The organism is Marinitoga lauensis, from assembly GCF_004135675.1.
GTDB lineage: Bacteria > Thermotogota > Thermotogae > Petrotogales > Petrotogaceae > Marinitoga > Marinitoga lauensis.
This window is the reverse complement of the sequence record NZ_QHLX01000003.1, coordinates 178,966-202,911: the sequence shown is the minus strand read 5'-3', so window position 1 is coordinate 202,911 and position 23,946 is coordinate 178,966. Positions and strand designations below refer to the sequence as shown.

General features: G+C 29.1%; 25 protein-coding genes and 3 pseudogenes. 2 read left to right on the top strand and 26 right to left on the bottom strand.

The window, feature by feature from the left end:
* Positions 1-38: 38 nt before the first annotated feature.
* From atpD to DJ007_RS06065, 12 genes and pseudogenes are all read right to left on the bottom strand, one after another.
* On the bottom strand, positions 39-1,448 hold the full coding sequence (atpD, locus tag DJ007_RS06120) for a F0F1 ATP synthase subunit beta (RefSeq protein WP_129408773.1): 1,410 nt from the start codon (positions 1,446-1,448) through the stop codon (positions 39-41).
* A gap of 16 nt (positions 1,449-1,464) precedes the next feature.
* Positions 1,465-2,301 carry an ATP synthase F1 subunit gamma gene (atpG, locus tag DJ007_RS06115; protein WP_129408772.1) on the bottom strand — a complete coding sequence of 279 codons (837 nt, stop codon included), beginning with the start codon at positions 2,299-2,301 and terminating at the stop codon, positions 1,465-1,467.
* 14 nt (positions 2,302-2,315) lie between these two features.
* Positions 2,316-3,832, bottom strand: a pseudogene (atpA, locus tag DJ007_RS06110) (F0F1 ATP synthase subunit alpha).
* Complete coding sequence (locus tag DJ007_RS06105) at positions 3,816-4,109, bottom strand: F0F1 ATP synthase subunit delta (protein ID WP_206076173.1); 294 nt, start codon at positions 4,107-4,109, stop codon at positions 3,816-3,818. The pseudogene atpA and the gene DJ007_RS06105 overlap by 17 nt, the downstream one beginning before the upstream one ends.
* 8 nt (positions 4,110-4,117) lie before the next feature.
* The gene (locus DJ007_RS06100) at positions 4,118-4,390 is read right to left on the bottom strand and encodes a F0F1 ATP synthase subunit delta (RefSeq protein WP_129408770.1); all 273 of its coding nucleotides are present in this window, start codon (positions 4,388-4,390) and stop codon (positions 4,118-4,120) included.
* Between the two features lie 256 nt (positions 4,391-4,646).
* Entirely contained in the window at positions 4,647-4,877 is a 231-nt protein-coding gene (locus DJ007_RS06095; RefSeq protein ID WP_129408769.1) for a F0F1 ATP synthase subunit B, read from the bottom strand.
* Between the two features lie 43 nt (positions 4,878-4,920).
* A complete protein-coding gene (locus DJ007_RS06090; RefSeq protein WP_047267521.1) occupies positions 4,921-5,217 on the bottom strand; it encodes a F0F1 ATP synthase subunit C in 297 nt (98 codons plus the stop codon).
* A 118-nt stretch (positions 5,218-5,335) separates the two neighbouring features.
* On the bottom strand, positions 5,336-6,097 hold the full coding sequence (atpB, locus tag DJ007_RS06085) for a F0F1 ATP synthase subunit A (protein WP_240739313.1): 762 nt from the start codon (positions 6,095-6,097) through the stop codon (positions 5,336-5,338).
* Between the two features lie 15 nt (positions 6,098-6,112).
* A complete protein-coding gene (locus DJ007_RS06080; protein ID WP_129408768.1) occupies positions 6,113-6,451 on the bottom strand; it encodes a hypothetical protein in 339 nt (112 codons plus the stop codon).
* Positions 6,384-6,608: pseudogene (locus tag DJ007_RS20060) on the bottom strand (AtpZ/AtpI family protein); the annotation flags it as partial. The gene DJ007_RS06080 and the pseudogene DJ007_RS20060, both read right to left, overlap by 68 nt.
* 64 nt (positions 6,609-6,672) lie before the next feature.
* Entirely contained in the window at positions 6,673-6,969 is a 297-nt protein-coding gene (locus DJ007_RS06070; RefSeq protein WP_129408767.1) for a chemotaxis protein CheX, read from the bottom strand.
* Entirely contained in the window at positions 6,936-7,142 is a 207-nt protein-coding gene (locus tag DJ007_RS06065) for a hypothetical protein (protein WP_129408766.1), read from the bottom strand. The genes DJ007_RS06070 and DJ007_RS06065 overlap by 34 nt, the downstream gene beginning before the upstream one ends.
* 167 nt (positions 7,143-7,309) lie before the next feature.
* On the opposite strand from DJ007_RS06065, the gene DJ007_RS06060 reads away from it, so the two are divergent.
* Both DJ007_RS06060 and ribF read left to right on the top strand, forming a co-directional pair.
* A complete protein-coding gene (locus DJ007_RS06060) occupies positions 7,310-8,332 on the top strand; it encodes a 6-phosphofructokinase (RefSeq protein WP_129408765.1) in 1,023 nt (340 codons plus the stop codon).
* Between the two features lie 34 nt (positions 8,333-8,366).
* Positions 8,367-9,257 carry a riboflavin biosynthesis protein RibF gene (gene ribF / locus DJ007_RS06055; protein WP_129408764.1) on the top strand — a complete coding sequence of 297 codons (891 nt, stop codon included), beginning with the start codon at positions 8,367-8,369 and terminating at the stop codon, positions 9,255-9,257.
* A gap of 23 nt (positions 9,258-9,280) precedes the next feature.
* On the opposite strand, the gene DJ007_RS14665 is transcribed toward ribF, so the two are convergent.
* The 14 genes and pseudogenes from DJ007_RS14665 to rsmH all read right to left on the bottom strand — a co-directional run bounded on the left by DJ007_RS14665 (position 9,281) and on the right by rsmH (position 23,628).
* Positions 9,281-9,430 (bottom strand): hypothetical protein, encoded by a 150-nt coding sequence (locus tag DJ007_RS14665; protein WP_165974042.1) that lies wholly within the window; start codon positions 9,428-9,430, stop codon positions 9,281-9,283.
* 8 nt (positions 9,431-9,438) lie between these two features.
* Positions 9,439-11,091 (bottom strand): flagellar filament capping protein FliD, encoded by a 1,653-nt coding sequence (gene fliD / locus DJ007_RS06050; RefSeq protein ID WP_129408763.1) that lies wholly within the window; start codon positions 11,089-11,091, stop codon positions 9,439-9,441.
* Between the two features lie 72 nt (positions 11,092-11,163).
* On the bottom strand, positions 11,164-11,547 hold the full coding sequence (locus DJ007_RS06045) for a flagellar protein FlaG (protein ID WP_129408762.1): 384 nt from the start codon (positions 11,545-11,547) through the stop codon (positions 11,164-11,166).
* Between the two features lie 73 nt (positions 11,548-11,620).
* Positions 11,621-12,460, bottom strand: coding sequence for a PHP domain-containing protein (locus tag DJ007_RS06040; protein WP_129408761.1), 840 nt, complete (start codon positions 12,458-12,460; stop codon positions 11,621-11,623).
* Complete coding sequence (locus DJ007_RS06035) at positions 12,435-14,555, bottom strand: GGDEF domain-containing protein (RefSeq protein WP_129408760.1); 2,121 nt, start codon at positions 14,553-14,555, stop codon at positions 12,435-12,437. The genes DJ007_RS06040 and DJ007_RS06035 overlap by 26 nt, the downstream gene beginning before the upstream one ends.
* A 92-nt stretch (positions 14,556-14,647) precedes the next feature.
* On the bottom strand, positions 14,648-14,956 hold the full coding sequence (locus DJ007_RS06030; protein WP_206076172.1) for a hypothetical protein: 309 nt from the start codon (positions 14,954-14,956) through the stop codon (positions 14,648-14,650).
* Between the two features lie 161 nt (positions 14,957-15,117).
* A complete protein-coding gene (locus tag DJ007_RS06025) occupies positions 15,118-16,434 on the bottom strand; it encodes a hypothetical protein (protein WP_206076171.1) in 1,317 nt (438 codons plus the stop codon).
* 37 nt (positions 16,435-16,471) lie between these two features.
* Positions 16,472-17,592: pseudogene (locus DJ007_RS20785) on the bottom strand (sodium/proton-translocating pyrophosphatase).
* A 5-nt stretch (positions 17,593-17,597) separates the two neighbouring features.
* A complete protein-coding gene (locus DJ007_RS20780) occupies positions 17,598-18,638 on the bottom strand; it encodes a sodium/proton-translocating pyrophosphatase (RefSeq protein WP_276318683.1) in 1,041 nt (346 codons plus the stop codon).
* A 75-nt stretch (positions 18,639-18,713) separates the two neighbouring features.
* Entirely contained in the window at positions 18,714-19,805 is a 1,092-nt protein-coding gene (locus DJ007_RS06015; RefSeq protein ID WP_129408757.1) for an HD domain-containing protein, read from the bottom strand.
* 4 nt (positions 19,806-19,809) lie between these two features.
* Positions 19,810-20,772: a DNA polymerase III subunit delta gene (locus DJ007_RS06010; RefSeq protein ID WP_165974041.1), complete on the bottom strand. Its 963-nt coding sequence runs from the start codon at positions 20,770-20,772 to the stop codon at positions 19,810-19,812.
* Complete coding sequence (locus DJ007_RS06005; protein ID WP_129408755.1) at positions 20,747-22,261, bottom strand: penicillin-binding transpeptidase domain-containing protein; 1,515 nt, start codon at positions 22,259-22,261, stop codon at positions 20,747-20,749. Before DJ007_RS06005 ends, DJ007_RS06010 begins: the two co-directional genes overlap by 26 nt.
* A gap of 191 nt (positions 22,262-22,452) precedes the next feature.
* The gene (locus tag DJ007_RS06000) at positions 22,453-22,728 is read right to left on the bottom strand and encodes a hypothetical protein (RefSeq protein WP_129408754.1); all 276 of its coding nucleotides are present in this window, start codon (positions 22,726-22,728) and stop codon (positions 22,453-22,455) included.
* 12 nt (positions 22,729-22,740) lie between these two features.
* Positions 22,741-23,628, bottom strand: a complete 888-nt coding sequence (gene rsmH, locus DJ007_RS05995) for a 16S rRNA (cytosine(1402)-N(4))-methyltransferase RsmH (RefSeq protein ID WP_129408753.1) — start codon at positions 23,626-23,628, stop codon at positions 22,741-22,743.
* Between the last annotated feature and the right edge of the window lie 318 nt (positions 23,629-23,946).

The following is a 23,946-nucleotide window of genomic DNA, read 5'->3' as shown; positions in this document are numbered from 1 at the left end:
CTGGGGTTACAATTTTTAAATCAAACATTTTCCCCTCCTTATACTTTAATTCCCATGCTTTTTGCCTTTTCTAATGCTTGTTCTATAGTTCCAACCATATAGAATGCCTGTTCTGGAATATGGTCATATTTACCTTCTAAAATTTCTTTAAATCCTCTTACTGTATCTTCAATTTTTACATACTGTCCATCAATACCAGAAAATTTTTCAGCAACAAAGAATGGTTGTGTTAAGAATCTTTGGATTTTCCTTGCTCTTTGTACTGTTAACTTATCTTCTTCTGATAATTCTTCAATACCAAGAATAGCTATAATATCCTGTAAATCCTTATATCTTTGTAATACCTGTTGAACTCCACGAGCTACCTGATAATGTTCATCACCCAGAATTGAAGGATCTAATACTTTTGATGTTGAATCCAAAGGATCAACGGCTGGATATAACCCTAATTCAGCAATTTGCCTTGAAAGAACTATTGTTGCCTCAAGATGTGCAAATGTTGTTGCTGGAGCAGGGTCTGTAATATCATCAGCTGGAACGTAAACTGCTTGAACTGATGTAATAGAACCATCTTTTGTGGAAGTAATTCTTTCCTGTAATTGTCCTACATCTGTTGCCAATGTTGGTTGATATCCAACAGCTGATGGCATACGTCCTAAAAGAGCAGAAACTTCTGAACCAGCTTGAACAAATCTGAATATATTATCTATAAACAACAATACATCTTTCTTCTGAACATCTCTAAAGTATTCTGCCATTGTCAATGCAGTTAATGCAATTCTGAATCTCGCTCCAGGTGGTTCATTCATTTGACCAAATACAAGAGCTGTATTAGGTAAAACACCAGATTCTTGCATTTCTAACCATAGATCATTACCTTCTCTGGTTCTTTCCCCAACACCTGCAAACAAAGATAATCCTTTATGTTCAATAGCAATATTTCTTATAAGTTCCATAACAAGAACTGTTTTACCAACACCAGCACCACCAAAGAAACCTATTTTACCGCCTTTAGGGAATGGTGCTAATAAATCAATAACCTTAATACCTGTTTCTAATATTTCAATTTCTGTTGATTGATCTTTTATTGATGGTGGTTCTCTATGGATTGGCCAATAATCTTTAGCATCTACTTCTCCTCTTTCATCAATTGGATCACCTAAAAGGTTAAACATTCTTCCCAAAGTTACATCTCCTACAGGTACCTTAATAGGAGCGCCAGTATCTACAACATCAAGGCCTCTTTTTAATCCATCTGTTGAATCAAGTGCAACACATCTAACAGTGTTATCACCTATTAATTGTTCAACTTCCAATACTAATTTTTTGTCTGTATATGGATTAATTACTTCAAGAGCATTATATACTTCTGGTAATTTTCCTGATTCAAATTTAACATCCACAACGGGGCCTATTATACTTACTAATTTTCCAATATTTTTTTCCACTTATTACACCCCAATATTATTCTTCCTGCAATGCCTGAGCACCATTTACTATTTCAATTAATTCCTGTGTAATTGACGCCTGTCTTGCCTTATTATATGCAAGTGTAAGCTTTTCAATTAAATTCTTTGCATTATCCGTAGCATTATGCATAGCATTTTTTCTGGCATATAATTCACTGATTTTGTTTTCATATATAATCAAATACATTTTAGATAATAAATATAAAAATGCTGCTTCTTCAAACAATTCTTTAGAATCTGGTTCATATTCAAATCTTGGATCCATAGCTCCTTCAAAATTTATTGGCAATAAATCTACAACTTCAGGCTTTTGAATCAAAGCATTTTTAAATGCCCCATACACTACCTTAACTTTTCCAATGTTTTTTTCTTCAACAATATCTAAAATATCATCTAATATATATTCTGCATCCTCTTGTTTTGGAACATCATACAATTTTGTTCTTGATAATAATAACTTACCTGAATGTTTTAATTCTATTTCACCTTTTGACCCTATATTATAAAATCCTATGAAATCCTCTGTCTTGCTAGCTATATCATTTGCTAACTTAGTTAATTCCATGGGAAATGCTCCACACAACCCCATATCAGGAGTTACTACAACTATTAATGTTCCTTCTTTATTTGAAGTATATATACTGTTTTCAACTGGTGCTATTTTTTTCATTATTTTTTCTGCATAATAGGCATAATCCTTCAACGCCGTAATTTCTTTAACTATTTTATTCGCTTTTGCAGCTGCAACCATCTCCATTGCTTTTGTAATTTTCATTGTTGATTGCGTTGAAGCACGGCGTTGTTTAAGAATCCTTAATTTTCCACGACTCATAAGATGTCACCACCTTAAGCTTGAAAAGCTGCTTTAAAGTCTTCAATAGCTTTTCTAAGCTCCTTATCTAATTCATCATCAATCTTTTTCTTAGTTTTTATTGATTCTAAAATTGATGGTCTATTGGATTTCAAAAATTGCAAGAATTCTTTTTCAAATTTACTTATGCTTGATGTTGGTATATCGTCTAAATAACCGTTAACACCAGCAAACACCACAGCAACCTGGTCTTCAACTTCCATTGGAACATATTGCCCTTGTTTTAATAATTCAGAAAGTTTTTCACCTCTGATTAATTGTTTTCTTGTAGATTCATCTAATTCTGTAGCAAATTGAGCAAATGCTTCTAATTCCCTATATTGAGCCAAATCAAGCCTTAAACTACCAGCTACCTGCTTCATTGCTTTTATTTGAGCGGCTCCTCCAACCCTTGAAACAGATAAACCAACATTTACAGCAGGTCTTTGACCAGCATAAAATAATGATGGTTCAAGGTAAATTTGTCCATCTGTAATAGAAATAACATTGGTTGGAATATATGCCGAAACATCATTTGCCTGTGTTTCAATAATTGGTAACGCTGTTAATGAGCCTCCACCATAATTTTCATTAAGTCTTGCTGCCCTTTCCAGTAATCTTGAATGCAAATAGAAAACATCTCCTGGATAAGCTTCACGTCCTGGTGGCCTTCTTAAAAGAAGTGATAATTCCCTATATGCAGCAGCATGTTTTGATAAATCATCATAGATTGCTAAAGCATCTTTACCACTGAACATAAAATATTCACCCATAGCTGCACCAGCATAAGGAGCTAAATACAATAACGATGCTGGATCACTTGCACTTGCAACAACAACTGTTGTATATTCCATGGCACCATATTCTTCTAATTTTGCTACTGTTCTTGCAACTGCTGAAGCTTTTTGACCTATTGCAACATAAATACAATAAACACCTTTACCTTTTTGGTTTATTATTGTATCAATAGCAATTGCAGTTTTACCTGTTTGCCTATCTCCAATGATCAATTCTCTTTGTCCTCTTCCAATAGGAATCATTGTATCAATAGCTTTTAATCCGTTTGTAACGGCGTATCAACAGGTTTTCTTAAAACAACACCTGGTGCTTTATATTCTATTGGTCTTGTGTGCTTTGCATTTATTGGTCCTTTTCCATCCAATGGTTCACCTAGTGGATTAATAACTCTTCCTAATAGCTCTTCACCAACAGGTACTTCTGCAATCTTACCTGTTCTAACAACTTTATTACCCTCTTTTATAAGCCTATAATTACCTAAAATTATTATACCAACATTATCTTCTTCAAGATTTAATGCCATACCACTTACAATATCACCAGAATCAGTATGTATTTCAACCAATTCACTGGCCATAGCATCTTTTAAGCCATATGCTCTGGCTATGCCATCACCAACTTGAATTATCCATCCAACTTCCTTAATTTCACCTGATTCATATGATTTTATGCGTTCCTCAATAACTTTTTCAAGCTCATCAGGATTTATTCTCAAACAAATCACCCCGCTTGGAAGCGTACTCGCGTCCGATTTTTTCCAAGATTCCTTTTACTGAATAATCAAAGATTTTTTCTTCTAACTGTAATTGTAATCCTCCAATTAAATCTTCATCTATTTCTGCATTCAAAATTGCATTTCTTCCAGTTTTTTTAACTATAATATTCTTTAATTCATTTACTGCTTTCTCTTGTAATTTGTAAGGTGTTATTATCTTTACTTTTATTAATTTTTTTAATTCGTTATTTTTTCTTTCCAATAATGTATATATCATTGGTAACATCAATTGTCTTTTTTATATACTAAAGCTTCAATATATTTATTGAAGTCAGCATCATCGATTTCAGCGGTTTTAACTATCTGCATAACTATATAATCCTTTGGCAATAAAGGATTACCAATTAAGTCATAAAACATTTTATCTTTTTCAATTCTTTCAACTATTTTTTTTACAGCCTGAACATATTCATCAAGCTTATTTAGCTTGTTCTCTTTTGAAAGATATTCATAAAAGGCTTCTACATATCTTGTAGCTAAAGATATTGAGTTTTTCATAATTTTTCACCCTTACTTAATGCTTCAAATGCTCTTTTTATAAATTCTTCATTAACCTTTTCGTCTACATTTTTCTTTAATATCATTGAAGCAATTGCAATTGAGAGTGAAACTACTTTATTTTGAATATCTTTATAAGCCTCTTCCTTTATTTCCTTTGCTTCTTTTTCTGCACTTGCAATAATTCTTGATTTTTCTGCTATAGCTTCTTCTTTAGCATTTGCAACTATATCTTTTGCTAATTCTTCTGCTTCTTTTATAATACTTTCTTTTTGGATCTTATTTCTTCTAATTCTTTATTGGCATTTTGTAATTTTTCCTCTGCTTCTTTTCTTAATTTTTCTGATTGATTTAATTCACTTTCGACAATTTGTTTTCTTTTATCTGCTATTTCAAAAAAAGGTTTATATAACATAACCCATAAGAAATAGGCTAATACAGTAAAACCTACCAAGTTAAGTATTGATGTAAAATTAAAATCTAACACTCTTTACACCCCTTTTATGGGGATTCTTACCCCGTAATCACAATTATGGTAGTACAATTAACATTAATAGCGCAATAACCAATGAATATAACCCTGTAGATTCTGTAACAGCCATAGCTAACAACATACGTGTAGTTAATGTACCAGCCATTTCTGGTTGTCTTGCCATAGCATCCATAGCATGAGCACCAACAGTACCTTCACCAACACCAGGACCAATAGCACCAATACCCATAGCTAATCCTGCACCAACAAATTTACCTAAATAATATAAACCTGTACCTAATGCAGCTTCACTTCCTGATTTTACTATTTCCTGTGCCACTTGTTCAACAGCCATTCTAATCTACCTCCTTAATAAATTTTATTATAATATGATACAAATTTTAGCTATATTTACTCTTCAAGTAAAGACCCCATATATGCTATTGCTAATAAAGAAAAAACAAATGCCTGTATTAATCCAACAAAAATCCCAAAAAATCCCATAAAAATATAGGCAAAACAAAATACTTTAACATATAACTGATAATAAGAACCAAAATTCCTCCACCAAAAATATTACCAAACAACCTCAATGAATGGGATACAGGTTTTGCCAATTCTCCAATTAAATTTAATGGTAATAACAATGGTGTTGGTTCAATAAACATTTTTAGCCAATTAACTATTCCTTTAGCCGATGCAGCAAAAATATGACTGATAATAAGAACCATTACAGCAAATGTTGCGTTTGTATTTAAATCAGATGTTGGAGTATACCACGTATCTGTAAACAAAGCTATTTTTAATCCATCATTCACTGGAGAAACATTAATACCTGGCATACCAGATAAAAGATTAGCTATCAAAATATACAAAAATAATGTTGTAGCAATTACATAAATAGGCTTTCTATATTTTGGATTTGGGACAGCATCTTCAACTAATTCCCAAAAATACCCAAGCAATGATTCAACTAAGGCCTGTTTTTTATTAGGTATTAACTCAAATTTTACTCCAGCAGCAAAAATAATTAATATCAGTATAATAACTCCTGACATAATAACTGTCATTGGATTGATAGTATTCCAAAAAGTTGGAGTATCTCCAAATGAATATACCCATCTTAACCCAACACCTTCTAAATCTGCTGAAGGGAAAAATATAAAATTAATTAGTCCCAACCCCACATAAATCAAAAAAAGAGTTAATAATGTCTTTTTCTGTCCTTGAGTCATATGTATTCCTCCCTGTTATTTTGGTGAAATGAGTGCTGCAAACTTCATATTCATTAAACCTAAAAAAGTTAAAAACAATCCTTCACTTGAAAAAAGCCCTGCAACAAGTAGGATTATACCAAAAAAAGCGTATCTAATTATATAACCTTTTAAAATTTTACGTTTGGGTTTTGTTAATAATGTTTTAATTTCCTCAGTTATCATTAAGATTCCCGCAATCGCTCCGACACTACCAAGAAAAATAAATAACGCAGTAATTTTATAAAAATATAACAAACTTAAAAATTCAATTATCGAAAGAATTATTATTTTTATTATTATTTCTTTTGCTTTCTTTTTTAGTTCTGAGTTCATTATCCTGCTTTTCCGCCTCCTTTAGTAATTCCATTATGCCATTATATAAACCAGAAATTATACCTAAAAATAAAAATACTATCTTCCAAATGTTATTATTTGTTAAGGAAGATAAACCATAACCTATTAAATATCCAATAAATATATTTGCTAATACAGTTAATGCAAAAAAAGAATCAGGTTAAGATTAGCAAAAATCTTAACATCTATCTTATGATCTTTCATATTGAACTTTTTAAAACTACAAAAAATTCCTCAGAAAATTTATTATCAATATTCATAGGAAATCTTAAAGATATACCATCTTTTATAAAAATAATGTTATTCCCATGCATTATTGAAGGTGGTGTAATGTTTATTTTATACCCTAATTTTTCTAAATTCATAGCAATAGAACCAGAAATCATATTTCCCAATTCACCAAGAGCACTTAAACTCATTTCATCTAATTTTTCAACAGGCATACCCATCATCATTTGAGAAACTATAACCTTTGCTGATTCAACAGACAATCCCATATGAATATTCCATCAAGATCCCCTATAAAGCCTATAGTAACAACAACTTCATAAGATCTGTTGTCTCCTTTATCCACAACTGGCTTTTGAATTACAATATCCATATTATTTGTTGCCATCTTAAATGTTTTTGAAAAAGCATCCAATATCGAATTAATAACTTTTACGTTCATGAAAAATCCTCCTTTATATATTTCACAAATATTATACTATAAATTTAACTAAATTACAACATTATAATAATTTTTCCAATAAACATTTTTTCTGGTATAATTAAATAAAAATATATATTATTATTAATTCTTATTGAAATTATTTTAAAAATAGGGGAGGGAGAAAAATGAGAGTAGGAATATTAACTGGCGGCGGAGATTGTCCTGGTCTAAATGCTGTTATAAGGGGTATTGTTCATGCAGCAGGCGAAGGATATGAAACTTATGGCATTCTTAATGGATGGAAAGGCATGCTTACAAAAGATATGATAAAATTGGATAATGATGATGTCGAAGGTATTCATATATTAGGTGGAACTATATTAGGAACATCAAGAGTTAATCCTTTTAAAGATGAAGAAAGTCGAGAATTGCTTGAAAAAAACTTTAAAGAAATGAAGATGGATGCATTAATAGCTATAGGAGGAGATGACACTCTATCAGTTGCAGCTAAATTATCCAGTTTGGGGTATCCTGTTGTTGGTGTTCCAAAAACAATAGACAATGATGTTTCAAATACAGATTATACTTTTGGCTTTCATACAGCTGTAAATGTTGGCGCAGATGCTATCGACAGATTACATTCTACTGCAAAATCACATCAAAGAGTTATGATTGTCGAATTAATGGGAAGAGAAGCTGGTTGGATAACGATAGAAGCTGGTATGGCAGCTGGTGCTCATTTAATATTGATACCAGAATTTCCAATGACAATAAATGAAATTGTAAACTATGTGCATAAGAGAATGAAAGAAAAAAAATATATGATAATAGCTGTAGCAGAAGGATTTAAACCAACAGAATTGGAACAGGTAGTTGCAGATAAATCCACTATCGATGCTTTTGGACACATTAGGCTTGGAGGAATTGCTCATTATTTAGCTGAAATAATTGAACAAAAAACAGGTTATGAGACAAGATCAGTTGTATTAGGGCATTTATTAAGAGGTGGCACTCCTACTGCATTTGATAGAATTCTCGGAACAAGATATGGTGTAGAAGCCATGAAACTTGTAAAGGAAAAGGATTTTGGTAGAATGGTTGCTTTAAAAGGAAATCAAATTGTGTCTATTCCTCTTGAGTATGGTGTGGCCACTAAAAAGCTCGTTCCATTTGAATATTATAAATTAGCTCAGTTGTTCTTTGATTAATAATATAATCTAAATATAGAGGTGAATTTTTGTAATGAACTATGCAGTAACTATAGGCACTTTCGATGGTGTTCATAAAGGACATCAAATTATTCTCAAAAAAACACTTGAAGTTGCTAAAAAAAATAATTTAATCCCAAAAGCATATATTATGAAATATCCTGCAACAAAATACTTTGGAAATTTCAAAGGCGTTATTTTGCCCTCATATGAACGAGAGAAAATCATTCAAAATATGGGATTTGAAACAGAGGTTTTTGAATTACCAAATGTAATTCATATAACTCATGGTGAGTATTTAAATTTCCTTTTAAAAGAAGGAATGAAGGCCATAGTATGCGGAGAAGATTTCACTTTTGGAAAAGAAAGAAAAGGTGATGTTTCTTATCTTTTAGCAGAGCAACATAAAAATAATTATTATGTTGAAGTTTTAAAAGATATAAAAACTTCTGAAACAAGAATAAGTTCTACATTTATTAGACGTGCTTTGCTATCAGGAAAAATTGAAGAAGCTAATAATTTATTGGGAAGAAATTGGATACTTGAAGGGCCGGTATACGAGGATAGGCATATAGGCTTTAAATTAGGATTCCCTACTGCTAATATCGATATAAGATATAAGGAAGAAGTGATATATCCTCATTATGGCGTATATTTAGTAAAAGGTGGAGTTAAAGATAGTTCATATAAATACTACGGTTTGATGAGTATTGGACTTCGTCCTACTTTTAATGAAAAAATAACTGAACCTAAGGTTGAAGTTTATTTTTTAGATTATTTTGGAGATTTATATAATAAAATTATAAAAGTTGAAGTATTAAAATTCCTTAGAGACGAAATTAAATTTAATTCAAAGCAAGAACTTATCAATCAAATGATAAAAGATGAAGATAATGCAAGAAAAATCATAAATAAAATAAGGTAGGTTAATCACCTACCTTATTTTATTTATTTTGCAAAAGCACTTGCTATCCATGAACCTTGAGCTTGCATTTGAGACACAGATTGTTCCATTGCTGAAAATTTTTGCCAATAATATGCTTCTTTTCTCTGAAGTTGATCAACAAGAGAAGTCATTCTTTTTGCGATGTCTCTCATTTCTGTACCTATAGTACCAGTTGTCCAGAAATCTGGTCTATAGTTCCACCAAATTTTGTTGTATCCCATACATAATCTTTAAACTGTATTGCTATTCCTTTATTATTATCATCATCATAGGCAAATAATTTCCAAACTTCTTCAGCATTATCTTGAATGGCTGACTTTAATTTATCTTCGTTTATTTGTAAAATACCTTTCATCGTATTTTCATAAGAACCTCCAGCATCACCAGAATTAATACCAATATCATACAAAGAATTATATTCAGCATTTACATCTGAAGACCATGAAATAACTCCATATGCTATATCTCTTAATTTATAAAAAATATCCTGTAAATTTTCGTCTCCTTTTAATACACCTTTCATTTTATCTTCTTCTGATAATGTTTGCCCTTTTTCGGCTTTTACCGGTTCTTCATTTAGTTTATCATATATATATCCTATAATTTCATTATATTTATCTACAAATTCTTTTATTTTATCATATGTTGCATCTGCATCTTGCGTTACCTGAACATCCACCCAGCTACTGGATATAGATTTTAAATTTAATGTAACATTATTATATTCTACAGTATTTCCCCACGTTGTTTTGGTTAAATCTGCTGTACCATCTCCATCCAGATCAATTTCGACATTTGCTGCAGTACCAGCAGTAATAGTTCCCATGTAATTTCCAGAATTATCAACCCAGGATAAATCATCTAAAAGATTTGTTTTATTACTCCCAGTTGAATCACCATCTTCTATAGTAATTGATTGGGGTCCGCCCTCTTTATTTCTAATCATTAATTTATCTTCATTTTCATCATACCAGGCTACCACATTGGCATTAGAAGCATTTATTCTCGCGATTAAATCTCCCAATGAATCTGTTGAACTAACAGTAATTTCTGTTCCATTTATCCTTATTATACCTGAAGCAACATCAGAACTTATATCAGATAATAATTTAGATGTATTTATTGCACCTGCATGCACAGTACTTTCAATATAACCCGCAGTTGCACCACCTGGCACAAAATCTGCTCCTTCTAAATTAAATACATCTACAAAATTACTCGTATCGGAAGAATCACCTAACAAAACCTTCGATACAGTTCCTTCCATCCCAGCTTTTTCTTCTATTTTTAATTTTCCATTATCAAGCGTAGCAGTAAAATATGTTGAATTTGTATCTATTTGATTGATTATATCTTGAATGGTATCAGTTCCTGAAAAATTAATTTGGGTACTCTCTAAAATATTCCCTGAGGAATCTAAAGCTTTTAATGTAAATGTCCCTGCTACTGGTGTAGTTCTACCATTTAATTGATAGTATTGAGTTGTTAAATCAGGTATATTCCCCAACGTATTATTTGGAGTAAGAGCTGTTGACGATGATAATGAATTAACTTTAACTTTAAAACTAACATTACTTGCTGAAGTTGAAGCTGTAGCAGATAAAACATTTTCATCACTTACCTGAACATTTTTTGGTATTAAATTGCTTTTTAGTTTAAATGTTGCAAGAAAGTCCCAAAAATCACTGAGTTTTGAATCAACTTCTTTCCATGCTTTTTGTTTTAATTGTAATGTATCAAACTCATTTTGAAGTCTTTCTAATGGTTTTCTTTCTACTGACATTAATTGATCTATGATTGATGATGTATCCAAGCCACTCGCTACCCTCCAAATTGGAAAGAGCCGAGATAACTATTTTCACTCATATTTTCTCACCTCCATATTTTACGCACGTTCATCGAGAAAAATGCCTTCCAGCTTATCCAGCATTTCTGCCATTTTCACAGCTGTTTCTGGAGGAATTTGTCTGATAACCTTTTTCGAATCCTTATCAACAATTTTAACAATTATCATATTTATATCGTCTTTCACTTCAAATTTTACTTCACCTTTAAATATTTCTTTTAATTTGTTCAACTTTTCTTCTATTACTTTGGATAATTTCTTTGTATCAAGATTAGTATTTGACACTCTATGTTCTTGATTTTTATTTGTACTATTTTTTATAGTGGTTGTTTTCTGGCTACTCTTTTTTGAAAGATCTACATCCTTAGTAAGAGAATCTATGAAACTCGAAAAATCACCATTTATTCTGTTCATTTCTCCCATAATTACACCCCATAGGAATCCTTTCCTGTTAAAAACTTTCCTATTTATATATCGGACATATAATGAACAATTATTAGCTTTTTTTATAATAATTTGTAACAAAATAATTAATAGTATCTTGAATAACAAAATTTTCTACGTAAACTCCCAGGGATACATAAGGCTTGTTTGAACCATGATAATCACTTCCTGCTGTAACCAATAGCCCATTTTTCCTTGCTAAATCTATTAGAAAATTAGTATAATGCGGGTCACTTGAATAATGAAAACACTCTATTCCATCAAGCCCATAGTCTTTTAATTCATTCACAAGTATTTCCAGTTGAATATTAGACAATCTTAGCTTTTTAGGATGTGCTAAAACAGCCAAACCACCTGCTTTTTTTATAGCTCGGATTGTTTTTCTTGGAGAAAATTTAAATCTTTCTATATAACATGATTTACCTCTTGTTAAATACGTTTCTATAATTTGAGATACCGATGTACCATATCCTTTTTTTAATAAAATCCTTGCTATATGTGGTCTCCCTATAGTATATAGGGATAAACCTTCTAAATCTTCAATATCAATTCTAAAACCTTCTTTTTTTAATAATTCTATCATTAACCTGTTTCTCTCAATCCTCTTATTATATATAATTTCAAGTACTGAATTTAAGTAATCGTTTTTTATATCAACGTTATATCCTAAAATATCCATAAGTGTTGGAAATTCTGCATTTATTTCAACACCTGGGATATATTTTAAATTCAACTCTTTTGCAAATTCAATTGCTTCCATTTGTCCTTTTATAGTATCATGATCAGTAATAGAAAATATTTTTATTCCAAGATTTTTTGCTTTTTTAATAAGCTGTCGTGGTGATAATGTTCCATCAGAATAAGTGCTATGGCAATGCAAGTCCAGCAACATAAATTATACTCCCCTCATAAAACTTCAACTCTATTCTTCCATTGTTTTTTGCTTTGTAAAGTGCTTCATCTGCCATTTTTATCAATAATTTTAATTTTGGTTCTTTAATAATATTTGAAATAGAAGAAATTCCCATACTACATGTAATATTCATTTCAGTATTTTCAAATAAATCTTTATTTATCTCCTTTAATAACCTTTGAGCTATTTTCTCAGCATCATCAAGATTAGTATTAGGCAAAATGATTAAAAATTCCTCACCTCCATATCTACAAACCATATCAAAATCCCTTAGATGTTTTTTTAAAGATTTTACAAGTTCGACTAATACTTCATCTCCTTTTTGGTGTCCGTGTTCATCATTCACTTTTTTAAAATCATCCAGATCAATTAATATAACAGAAAAATCAAAATTATATCTTTCATATAGTCCATATAATTCTTTTAATTTATTTTCCATATATCTTCTGGTATATGCCCCTGTTAAAGGATCTAAAATACTATGCTCATAATGTGTTATTTTATCCAGTATAGAATAAAGAACTTCTTCAATAATTATTATATTATCAAGTATTTCTGCTGCTTCTTTTTGGCTCAACTCAATATTTGAATTTGCCAGGTAGATATAATATTTATAATCCTTATAATCTGATATGTATGATAATTTTAACGGTTTTATGAGAAATTGATCTTTTTTTAGTTCGTTTTCATCTTTAAAATTAAAGTTATATTCAACTTCATAATCATTGGTTATAATCCTTATTAAAATTTCATCTATTGGAAGTATATCTCTTAAATGTTCTCCTATTTTATTTACAAGATATTTAGGAGAATCTGATTTCAATAAATCTATAATTAAATTATTTATCTTCTCATATGATTTTATTCTCAAGACCAGATTATGATAATAATATCGATCGCTCTTATATTCCAATGAATAATTTTCTTCGTATATAAATGTTGGAATATTAAATTCTCTCATTAAATATTGATTTATTTCTTCAAATTTATTTTTCATCATTAAATCATCATATATTTTTTGTGCTTTTCTTAAATACTTTAAAGATTTAAATTTTTCTCTTTTTACATTATAAAAATATCCCAATCCTTCATAAAGCAAAGCCAGCGATAATTTCTTATCCTTAAATTCTTTAATTAATTCTATTGCCCATTTTTCATATTCATCATTAAAAGAATAATTTGCCATTTTTTCAGAAACTACATTTATTAATTCTTCTTTAAAATAAATCAACGGATTGTTTTTAAAAAATAGCCATGAATCATAAATAATTTTTTCATTGTTTTCAAATACAATATTATAAAAATTAATAAGAAATTCGTTTTTCAATATAAATTCTTTATATTTTTTGTTCTCAAAAAAACTTTTATCTTTTTCAAACATTGCTTTTAAGACATATATATTGTCATTTACTTCATCTACATTATTTTTTAAAAATGGCTTATCCTTTATGTAATCTTCCATTTTTCTTATATTACTATCAAGGTTATAATAATCTTTAGCATATAAAAAATAATAATTTTTTATATCATTTACAAGTATATAGCTATTAAAATCGTTATTTATTTTAGAATATTTTTCTGCTTTATTTATAATTTCAAAAAATTCTTTTATTTCTCCTTTGTATAATTTGCTATTGGCAATATTTATTAATACTCTATTATATGTCTGATAATCTCCTATTTCCTCTGAAATTTCAAGAACTTTTTTGTTGTAATATTCTGAAAGATTAGAATTCAAACTTTCATATAGTATAGCCATATTACTATATATTATTTGAATCAGCCTTTTGTAATTTACTTCTAAAGCTATGCTTAATCCATCGTTATAATATTTTAGAGATAATTCTGGTAATTCTGTTTCAATCTTTACACCAAGCATGTTCAATAACATACCTTTAATGGTTTTGAATTTTTTTAAATTATTGTGTTTTGAAAATAGATTTTCAAACTTGAAATAATAATTGTAAACATCTTCTTTTTTCAATTTTGAAAAATTTATATTCAAATAATAATAAATGTATAGCGCCTTTTTATAATCTGTAGTTTTTTCATCATTAATCCACTTAATAAGCATATCATTTAATGTTTCTTTATCTGAAAATTTTAAGAATAAATATGCTATATATCCATATACATTGCTTTTACTAATTAACTCAATATATTCTTTTATATCCTCACTATATTCATTAAAAAATACTTTTTTGAAAGATAAATCCCTATTGCCGAATAAGGAATATTATCTGTAAGATTTTTAATTTCATTAAAACCGTAATCTATAAAACTCAAATTTTCCCACTTAAATAAAGCTTCTTTCATTTTTTTTATAATTAAAGCTATAGTTGCTCTTATTTTACCAGAGCTTTTTAAATGAAATATTTTCTTTTTTAAAGAATCACTTTTTCGGCATAAATACATATGAATCATTTTCTTTTCTTTTTTCGATAAACCATTATGAAATAAATCCTGATATATCAAATTAAAAAATCTATATTCATTATCTTCTTTGAGAATTATATCTTTTTCAATTGCATATAAAATCGAGGTGTCAAATGATTTTCTTAAATATTTTTCGAGATGTTTAATTTCATTTTCATTAAACTTAAAACCCAGAGTAGAAATATATCTTAAATCCTCCCTTATATTTTCAGGTATCCCTCAATTTTTTCCACTGCTAAATCTATTATTTTTTTATCCTTTAAATTCTCAGGATAAAATTCATACTTTCCGTCTTCAATTTTTATTATTTTTAGCATTACTAAATCTTTTATTATTTGAAAAATATTTCCCGGATATCCTTCTGATATGTTATATACTATATCAACTATTTCCGGATATTTCTTTAAAAATGTACTCGATAATAATATTTTTAATAATATCTCTGTTTCTTTCATACCAAAAGGTTTTAATTCAATATATTCAGTATTATCAAACTTTATAGCAGGAGGAATATGTGATACCAAAATAAAAGAAAAAGGAAATTCAAAGTTTTTACTCATTATGTCTTCAATAAAATTTTTGAATTTAATATCAATTTCCTGATAATCATCAACTATTATTATTAATTTAAAATCCTCTTGATTTGTCTTCATTAGATCTATTAATTTTAAAAAATAGAATACATTTAAGGTTTCAGGAACAATAATATCTCCAGGGAATAAATCCTTAATATTATAAGCCTTTATTATAGTATATCCCAATTCTTTAAACTTAAATTCCATAAAATTTATTAACCTTGTTTTACCAACACGTTGATTACCATATATGTAAATATGTTTTTTCCCTATAACCTTTAAGATTTTATCTCTTTCAAAAGCTCTATTTATAAAATGAGGAACTCTGATTTTCTCTTTCTTATTTTTATAATCAAACGAATTTGTCAATAAATTATACAAATCATGAACGCATTCAAAGGTTTCATTCTTTAACATATTAATAAAATTATCAATTCTTTCATATTGTTTATTCATTAGGTCATATAATTTTACCGAAAAATTTATTAGCAAATCGATGACTCCATCTTCATTTTTTTTGTTATTTATAATTATTTTCTCATTATTTACTGGAATAAAAATAGATGGAATCATAGTAATATTGTTGGTTTCATCTATAAATATATCTTCTAAATAAATGTATGGAATAATTATATTTGAAGAATGCGTTAATCTATCTACTATATCAAAAACAGTATATAAAATATTATAATAAATTTCCTCACTAATCTCTACTTCTGTTATTGGTACTTCATTCCAATATTCAAAATTTATATAATAATTCTCATTATCATACTCTATTTTTTCAGGTAAAATTATTCCAAATTCATTCAACGATTCCAATGTTTTCAATATTTTAAGATATCTTTCATATTGAAAAAAGAAGCTTTCCGTGACTCTTACACGGAAAGTCTTATTATCTATTATCTTTAAATATTCCTTACCAAATGTGGTCTCTCTCAAAAAAATTGAAATTCTTCCAAAATAATCGCTCCCAGAATTAAAATAAATGATATATTTTAAATATAGAAACAGTAATTAAAGAAGTTACTGCCATTATTTTTATTAATATATCAAGTGAAGGGCCAACTGTATCTTTTAAAGGATCTCCGACTGTATCTCCTACTACCGATGCTTTATGTGCATCTGTACCTTTACCTTCTCCTTCAAGATTACCATTTTCTATATATTTTTTTGCATTATCCCATGCTCCTCCTGAATTTGCCGTATAAATTGCCAGCATTACACCACTAAAAGTAGTTCCTGCCAATAATCCTCCCACAAAATCAGTTCCAAATATAAAGCCCGATATTAAAGGCGTTAATACAGCTATTAAAGCAGGTATTTTCATTTCTTTTAGGGCACCATCACTGCTAATTTTAATACATCTATTATAATCTGGTTTATTTTCTCCTTCCATTAACCCTGGTATTTCTCTAAATTGCCTTCTAATTTCCTCAACCATCTTTTCTGCTGCATTTACTACAGCATCAATTAAATATGCACTGAAAAAATATGGTAATGCCGCCCCAAATAAAGCGCCAGCTATCGTCCTGGGACTAATCAAATTAATATTTAAAAAACTTTTTAAATCTACCTGCATTGATGGATTTATTTGTGAATATACAAATGATGCAAACAGAGATAATGCTGCAAATGCCGCCGAACCTATGGCGAATCCTTTACCAATAGCTGCTGTTGTATTCCCTACAGAATCCAGCATATCTGTTATTTTTCTAACTTCAGGTTCCAGATCTGCCATTTCACTTATACCGCCGGCATTATCTGCAACTGGTCCATATGAGTCAACCGAAACTGTTGCTGCAACAAATGATAACATCCCATAGCAGCCATTGCAACTCCATACAAACCAGAAAAATAATCTGCTATCAAAATACCAAACATCAACATAAATACAGGATATAACACGCTTTTCATACCTAATGCCATTCCTTTAGATATTACTATAGCCGGTCCTCCCTTAGCAAACCTGGCTAATTCTTTAGTAGGATGATATTTATCACTGGTATAATATTCTGCTAACAATCCAATTAATATTCCAGAAAAAATTCCTACTATTGCTGATAACCATGGAGAATATACTCCAAATCTAAAATTCATTAGTTTCAATTCATCCCTGGAACATCTTTTAAATAAAATATACTTAAAAAAAATGTAAGGATTATTGTAAGTATTGCTGAAGAAAATAATGAAATATTTAATTCTTTGTGCGGATTATCAGATCCTTTTTTAAATATTACATATAATATTCCTACCATAGAACTAATAAGTCCTAATATAGTAAAAAAAAGTGGATATAATGTTAATTTAAAAGTCGTTATATATGATATTTCTTTAACATCTCTTGATATTAAAAAACTTGCATACAAAACAAGTATAACCGACGATATTATTGCTCCTATATAACTTTCCAGCAAATCTGCTCCTAATCCTGCAACATCACCCACATTATCTCCAACATTATCTGCTATTGTAGCAGGGTTCCTTGGATCATCTTCAGGTAATGCCAATTCTGTTTTACCAACTAAATCAGCTCCCATATCTGCTGCTTTAGTATATATTCCTCCACCAACTCTATCAAACATGGCAATAATCGAGCATCCAAGAGCATATCCAGAAATTGTCATTGCAAAAGGTATATAACTTATTCCCAACCAATTCCTGACTACAACAATATTTTCTTTATTCAACTGCCCTTTCCAGATGCCAAATATTATATATACAAGTATTAATCCTAACAAAGCAAATCCTGCAACTGACAATCCCATTACACTTCCACCCTGAAAAGCTACTTTAAGGGTTTTTCCTATATCTTTTGTTTTTCTTGCCATATTAGAAACACGAACATTTGCATATGTAGCCATTTTCATTCCTATATATCCTGCACTCCCACTCATCAACGCTCCCATTATAAATGCAATTCCAACATTAATGTCTGTTACAATCATTAGTATAATTGCTATAAATACAACATATAACCCTACTGTTTTATATTCATGATTTACAAATGTTTTTGCACCCTCACGAATAGCTAGAGCTACTTCTTTCATTTTTTCTGTTCCTTCATCGAGTTTTAATACAGAAAAATAATTAAACATCGCAAAACCTAGTGCAAATAAAGGTATTATAAGCACGTAATATAACATAATTTCCCTCCCCTCTTTATTTTCTGTTTTAATATATGTAAAAACAATTTATTGGGGAGTTACAGATATCAAAGTTTAATTAAAAAAAGTTATTTTCTCTACATCGTCTATCAAATCATATATAAAATCAAAATTAAATTGCTTTAACTCTTTTTTCATATTAAAAAACGCTTCTCTAAACAGCATTTGTGAATTACCGGACCTTATTTCAATAGCACATTCAAGCATTGCATTAAACAAGTCTGAAGCTCTCACATATTTTCCATATTCTAATTCAAAAGGGTTAATCATATAATTTTTAAATCGTTCAAAAATCTCTTCTGTGTCTTCATCATCTTTAAGCCACTCTTCAATCATTTCTTCTTCAATTCTCGAAATTATATCTTCCATTCCTTTTACTTTCTTTTTTGTAGGCGTAATTACATCTCCAGTAAATGCTTCTGGAAAATCATGTAATATACTTGCTATAATTACTTCATCGATCAATTGTTTATTTGTATTCTTATTCAGATAATAAAAAATGATTGCAACAGACACTACCATAAATGTGTGTGAAGATACTGAACTTTTTACATTTCTGTGGTTTTTATTCCATCTATACATAGTAGTCATTCTTGTTGATATTTTTAAAACATAGTTTAATATATTTTCTAATTCATTTATGTATGGCAACCTTAATCTTAATGCCCTTAATTTTTTTTCTGTTTCTTGTTTAGGTTTTTCGAAATATTCTGGATATATTCTACTATTAATCTCGATCTCTTTTAAAGAAACCATTAAATCAATAAAATTAGTATATTTTTCAAATCCTTCCTCATACTCTGAATCAAAAAATTGCACTATTTTGTTTTCTTTTAGTTCTTCATAACTTTTTTCAAGTACTTTTTCCCACATTTCCTGATTTTTTGATAATATTCTTTTTTTCGTATCTAAAGAAATATCCGATAAAATGATTTTCGGCAATTCTTTAAAAATTTTTGCTCTTATATTATTAGCAATAGAATAATTTTTCCCCTTTTTGTTTAAAAATTCTATTGTTATCAGATTTAATAGCAAACTATGAAAAACATTATCTGCTTCAGTAAACCTTAATAATGCCGGTCTATTATTCCATCTATATATCGTAAATAAATTTGTCAAATCATATATGCTTTCTCCCAAACTCATAATATCACCCACAAATATCCTGTATTAAATTTAATAAAATTAAATCCTTCTTTTCACCTATTTTTGCCATTCTATCATATTCTTCTAATTTTATAATAATATCCATAACCTCTTTTTTGGTATATAAAATTGCATGATTTGCATAAAACTTTTTTTCGTTTTTAAATTTTACTCCTAAAAACTTTTTTACTCTCATCTTTGATACATTTGTTATTTGAGAAATTTTTTGAACCTCCGGCCAACTAAATTTTTTTTTCATCTCTACATTAATTATAACACGATATAAGTCGAAAAAATATTTGAAAAGGTAGCCTAATAGAAAAATAATATTAAAGTCAGGTAAAGATAGAAAGTTTTTTGCCATTTCGAGGACTTCTTCTTTTCTTTTTGAAGATAACAAATATGCAAATTCCTCAAAATCTACATTTACATGTAAAAATCCTATTTCCTTAATTTCTTCCTTCTTTATCTTATCCTCTGAATAAATTGCCATTTTTTTTATTTCTTCAAATAAAAAATTATCATCATTGCCGTATATTTCAAGTATATATTGAATTGCATCTTCATCAATATCTTTATTAAAAAATTTTGCAATCTCTTTTACATAATTTATCCATTTTTCTTCTTCCCAGGGTTTTGGTAAAATACATTCTATTTCTTTATCAAATTTTGATTTTATTTTTGATGTATTCATAATAATCAGTTTTTCTATACTATCGGAATATACATCGTTTAATAACTTTAAAATTTCATCTTGTTCTTTTTTATTAAATTTATTAAACTCTTTTATAATCAAGATCTTTTTATCTCCAAACAGAGAATTTGATAATATATTATTTTTTATTTCATTAACTGGATCCTGGGAATTAGGAGAAATTTTAACAATATCTAATTCCTTATTACACAAATCTTTTAAAGCCATTTCTTTTTTTATATTTGAATCACCGTATATCAGTATTTTCTGCATTTTTTTCATCTCCCAGATATAATATTACATAGTCCAGTTTATTTATTTCATATGAAACATTCGGAACCTGTTTTACAACATAATTTCCTTTTCCAGATAACACAATTTTTTCCTCATTTACCCCAAGAGATTTTAAAATAAATAATGCATCTAACAAACTCTTGTTTTCAAGGTTTGGTAGGTAATCCTTTATCATTTTCACCTTATTTGAATATTTAAATTCTTCCAATCTAAAAAATATATTCGTCGCTACAGGAGCAGCTACTTCACCACCATAATATTCTTTTTTAGGGTCATCTATAATAGAAACTATTGTGTATTTTGGTTTTGAAGCAGGGAAAAAACCAACAAAGAGTGAATAATATTTATCTGAATATCCTTTTCCAGCAACAGCCTTTTGTGCTGTTCCTGTTTTACCAGCTATTAAAACCCCAGGTTTATATGCTTTTCTTGCAGTTCCTTTCAGCATCGTATATCTCAACCAATCCTTCATTAAATTTGCTATTTCAGGCGAAAAAACCTGATAACTCTGTGCAGTTTTATTTTCCAAAAAAGTTGGCTTCACATATTTTCCCTCATTAGCGAAAACATTAAAAATAGAAACCAATTGAATAGGCGTAACTCCTATTCCCTGACCAATAGCAATCTGATAAGGGGTTATCTTATACCATTTTTCTGGTTTAGTAAAAACACCTGAAATCTCCTTATTAAATTCTATTCCTGTCTTTTTTCCAAAACCTATTTGTTCAAGTTTATTATACAACCATTCTTTAGAAAAATTTTCCATTATTTTTTCCATAACTTTTACAACTGCAACATTAGAAGAATATGCTATTGCATCTTTAGCATCAAGACTGGTAAAATAATGCCCTTCAGCTTCACCTATTGTAAAATTTACACCCGGAACCGGTGAAATTGTTGAAGTTAAAGAAAATTTTTGATATGGTGATATTAAATTTTCTTCAAGTGCGATAGAATATATTATAGGTTTCATTGTGGAACCTGGTTCAATATATCCCATAAAAGCCATATTCCAGGGATAATCAGAAACAACAGCTCTTACTTTTCCTGTTTTTGTTTCCATTATTATTACTGTTCCACCTTCTGCATTCTGGGCTTTAATCATTTTTCTCAGTTCTTCATAAGCGATTTTTTGCATTTTTAAATCCAGGGATAATCTAATTTCCTTTTTACTATCCAATAAATTGTTTTTGGACAAGAATTGCTCTATACCATATTCAGTTTTTCCATTTTCACCTATATTCTTTCTCAAATCATATGATGTATTATAATTTCTTTCATATGTTTTATATATTCTACAATATCTTAAAATGCTTTCAGGTATATAAGTTTTTAATTCTAAAATATCATCATATTTCCCTAAAAGAACATACGGTTTTTCAAAATCTTTTTCTTTTAAAAATGCTGATAATTGTGATTTTAATTTGTCAAATTTATTTCTTTTTTTATAGTTTTTAAATCCAGCCATACTTCATATATTGTTTTATCAACAGCAATAATGCGACCTTCTTTATCTGTTAAGGTCGCTAATTTTTACTATTTTCACTTATCTTATAATTTTTATTTATCTCATATGGTTTTAAAAATAAAATATAGGAAATTAATATGAGATATAGAATTATTATAGTGAGAAGGGTTATACGACTGCGTAGCACAAATTTAATCTTCCTCCATTACAAGAAGAGCTTGCTTATAAAAATTAAGTTCTGTATTAACAGTTTGAATTCTGGTATGATAATCTGAAATTTGTGAATTCAAAACTGAAACATTATTTTTTAAAGTTTGAATTCTACTACCAAAATTTAATGTTGCAACTATAAATCCTATCATCATTATAATCAAAAAAGAAAAAATTACAAAAGTTATGGATAACTTTTTCGTTCTTTGTAATGTTCGATCATTTATTGCTGGTAAAAATTTAAGACGTTTTTCCATGATTTAGCCCCTTTAAATCCGTTCGGCCACCCTGATGCGAGCACTCCTTGCTCTGGGGTTTTCTTTTATTTCTTCCTCTGTAGGTAATATCGGCTTTTTTGTCAAAAGCTTTAGTTTTTTATGATTTCTAAAAAAATTCTTAACAATTTTATCTTCTAAAGAATGAAATGAAATAACGCAGATTCTACCGCCTTCATTTAAAAATTCAGGGAATTTTTCAAGAGCTGTTCTAATATTATCAAATTCTCCATTAACCTCTATTCTAATTGCCTGAAATGTTTTAGTTGCAAAATGCCTGCGCCTTCTATACCTTTCTTTAGGTGGCAATGCTCTTTTTATAGCTTCAACCAATTCAAATGTTGTATTTATTGGCCTTGAATTTACTATACTTCGAGCTATTCTTCTTGCAAATTTAAATTCTTCTCCATACTCAAAAATAATTTTAGATAATTTTTCCTCCGGATATTCATTAACCACATTCCATGCAGTAAAATCAGAATCTGGATCCATTCTCATATCAAGTGGTTCATCCTGCATAAAGGTAAATCCTCTGTTTTCACCTTTTAATTGGAATGTAGAGACCCCTAAATCCATCAAAAATCCATCAACCTTATGTATCCCCAAACCATGTAAAACAATATCTATATCCCTATATGATGATTTAAAGAATTCTATTTCATCTGTAATTTCTTTTAATCTTTGTTCTGCAATTTCAAGCACTTCATAATCCAAATCCACACCAATTATTTTAGCTTTTCCGTTGGTTTTTTCATAAATTGCTTTAATATGACCACCTTCACCGGTAGTGCAATCTACATAAATCCCATCTTCTTTTGTAATTAAATATTCCAATACTTCATTCACCATAACGCTCTTATGATAATCCTCATATTTACGCATATTACACCTCACAATCCTTTTTTAAAATTATATCATATATATTCTAAAAAACAAAGTAAAAGGAGCCAGGTTGGCTCCTTCAGACTGTCGACAAAATAAAATAAGAAAAATAATATGAGCGAATCCTTGAAAATTCCCGAAAAAATGTGAATGGAACCGGTCAATTTTACACGGATGCAAAATTGAGCGAAACCGAACAAGGATGTGAGTTTAAGCGACCGGTGAGAATGAACATTTTTGAGGAATATGAATTTTCACCGGATGAGCGAATATTATTTGAGTATTTTATTTTGTACTTTGACTAAAAACTAAGGAGCC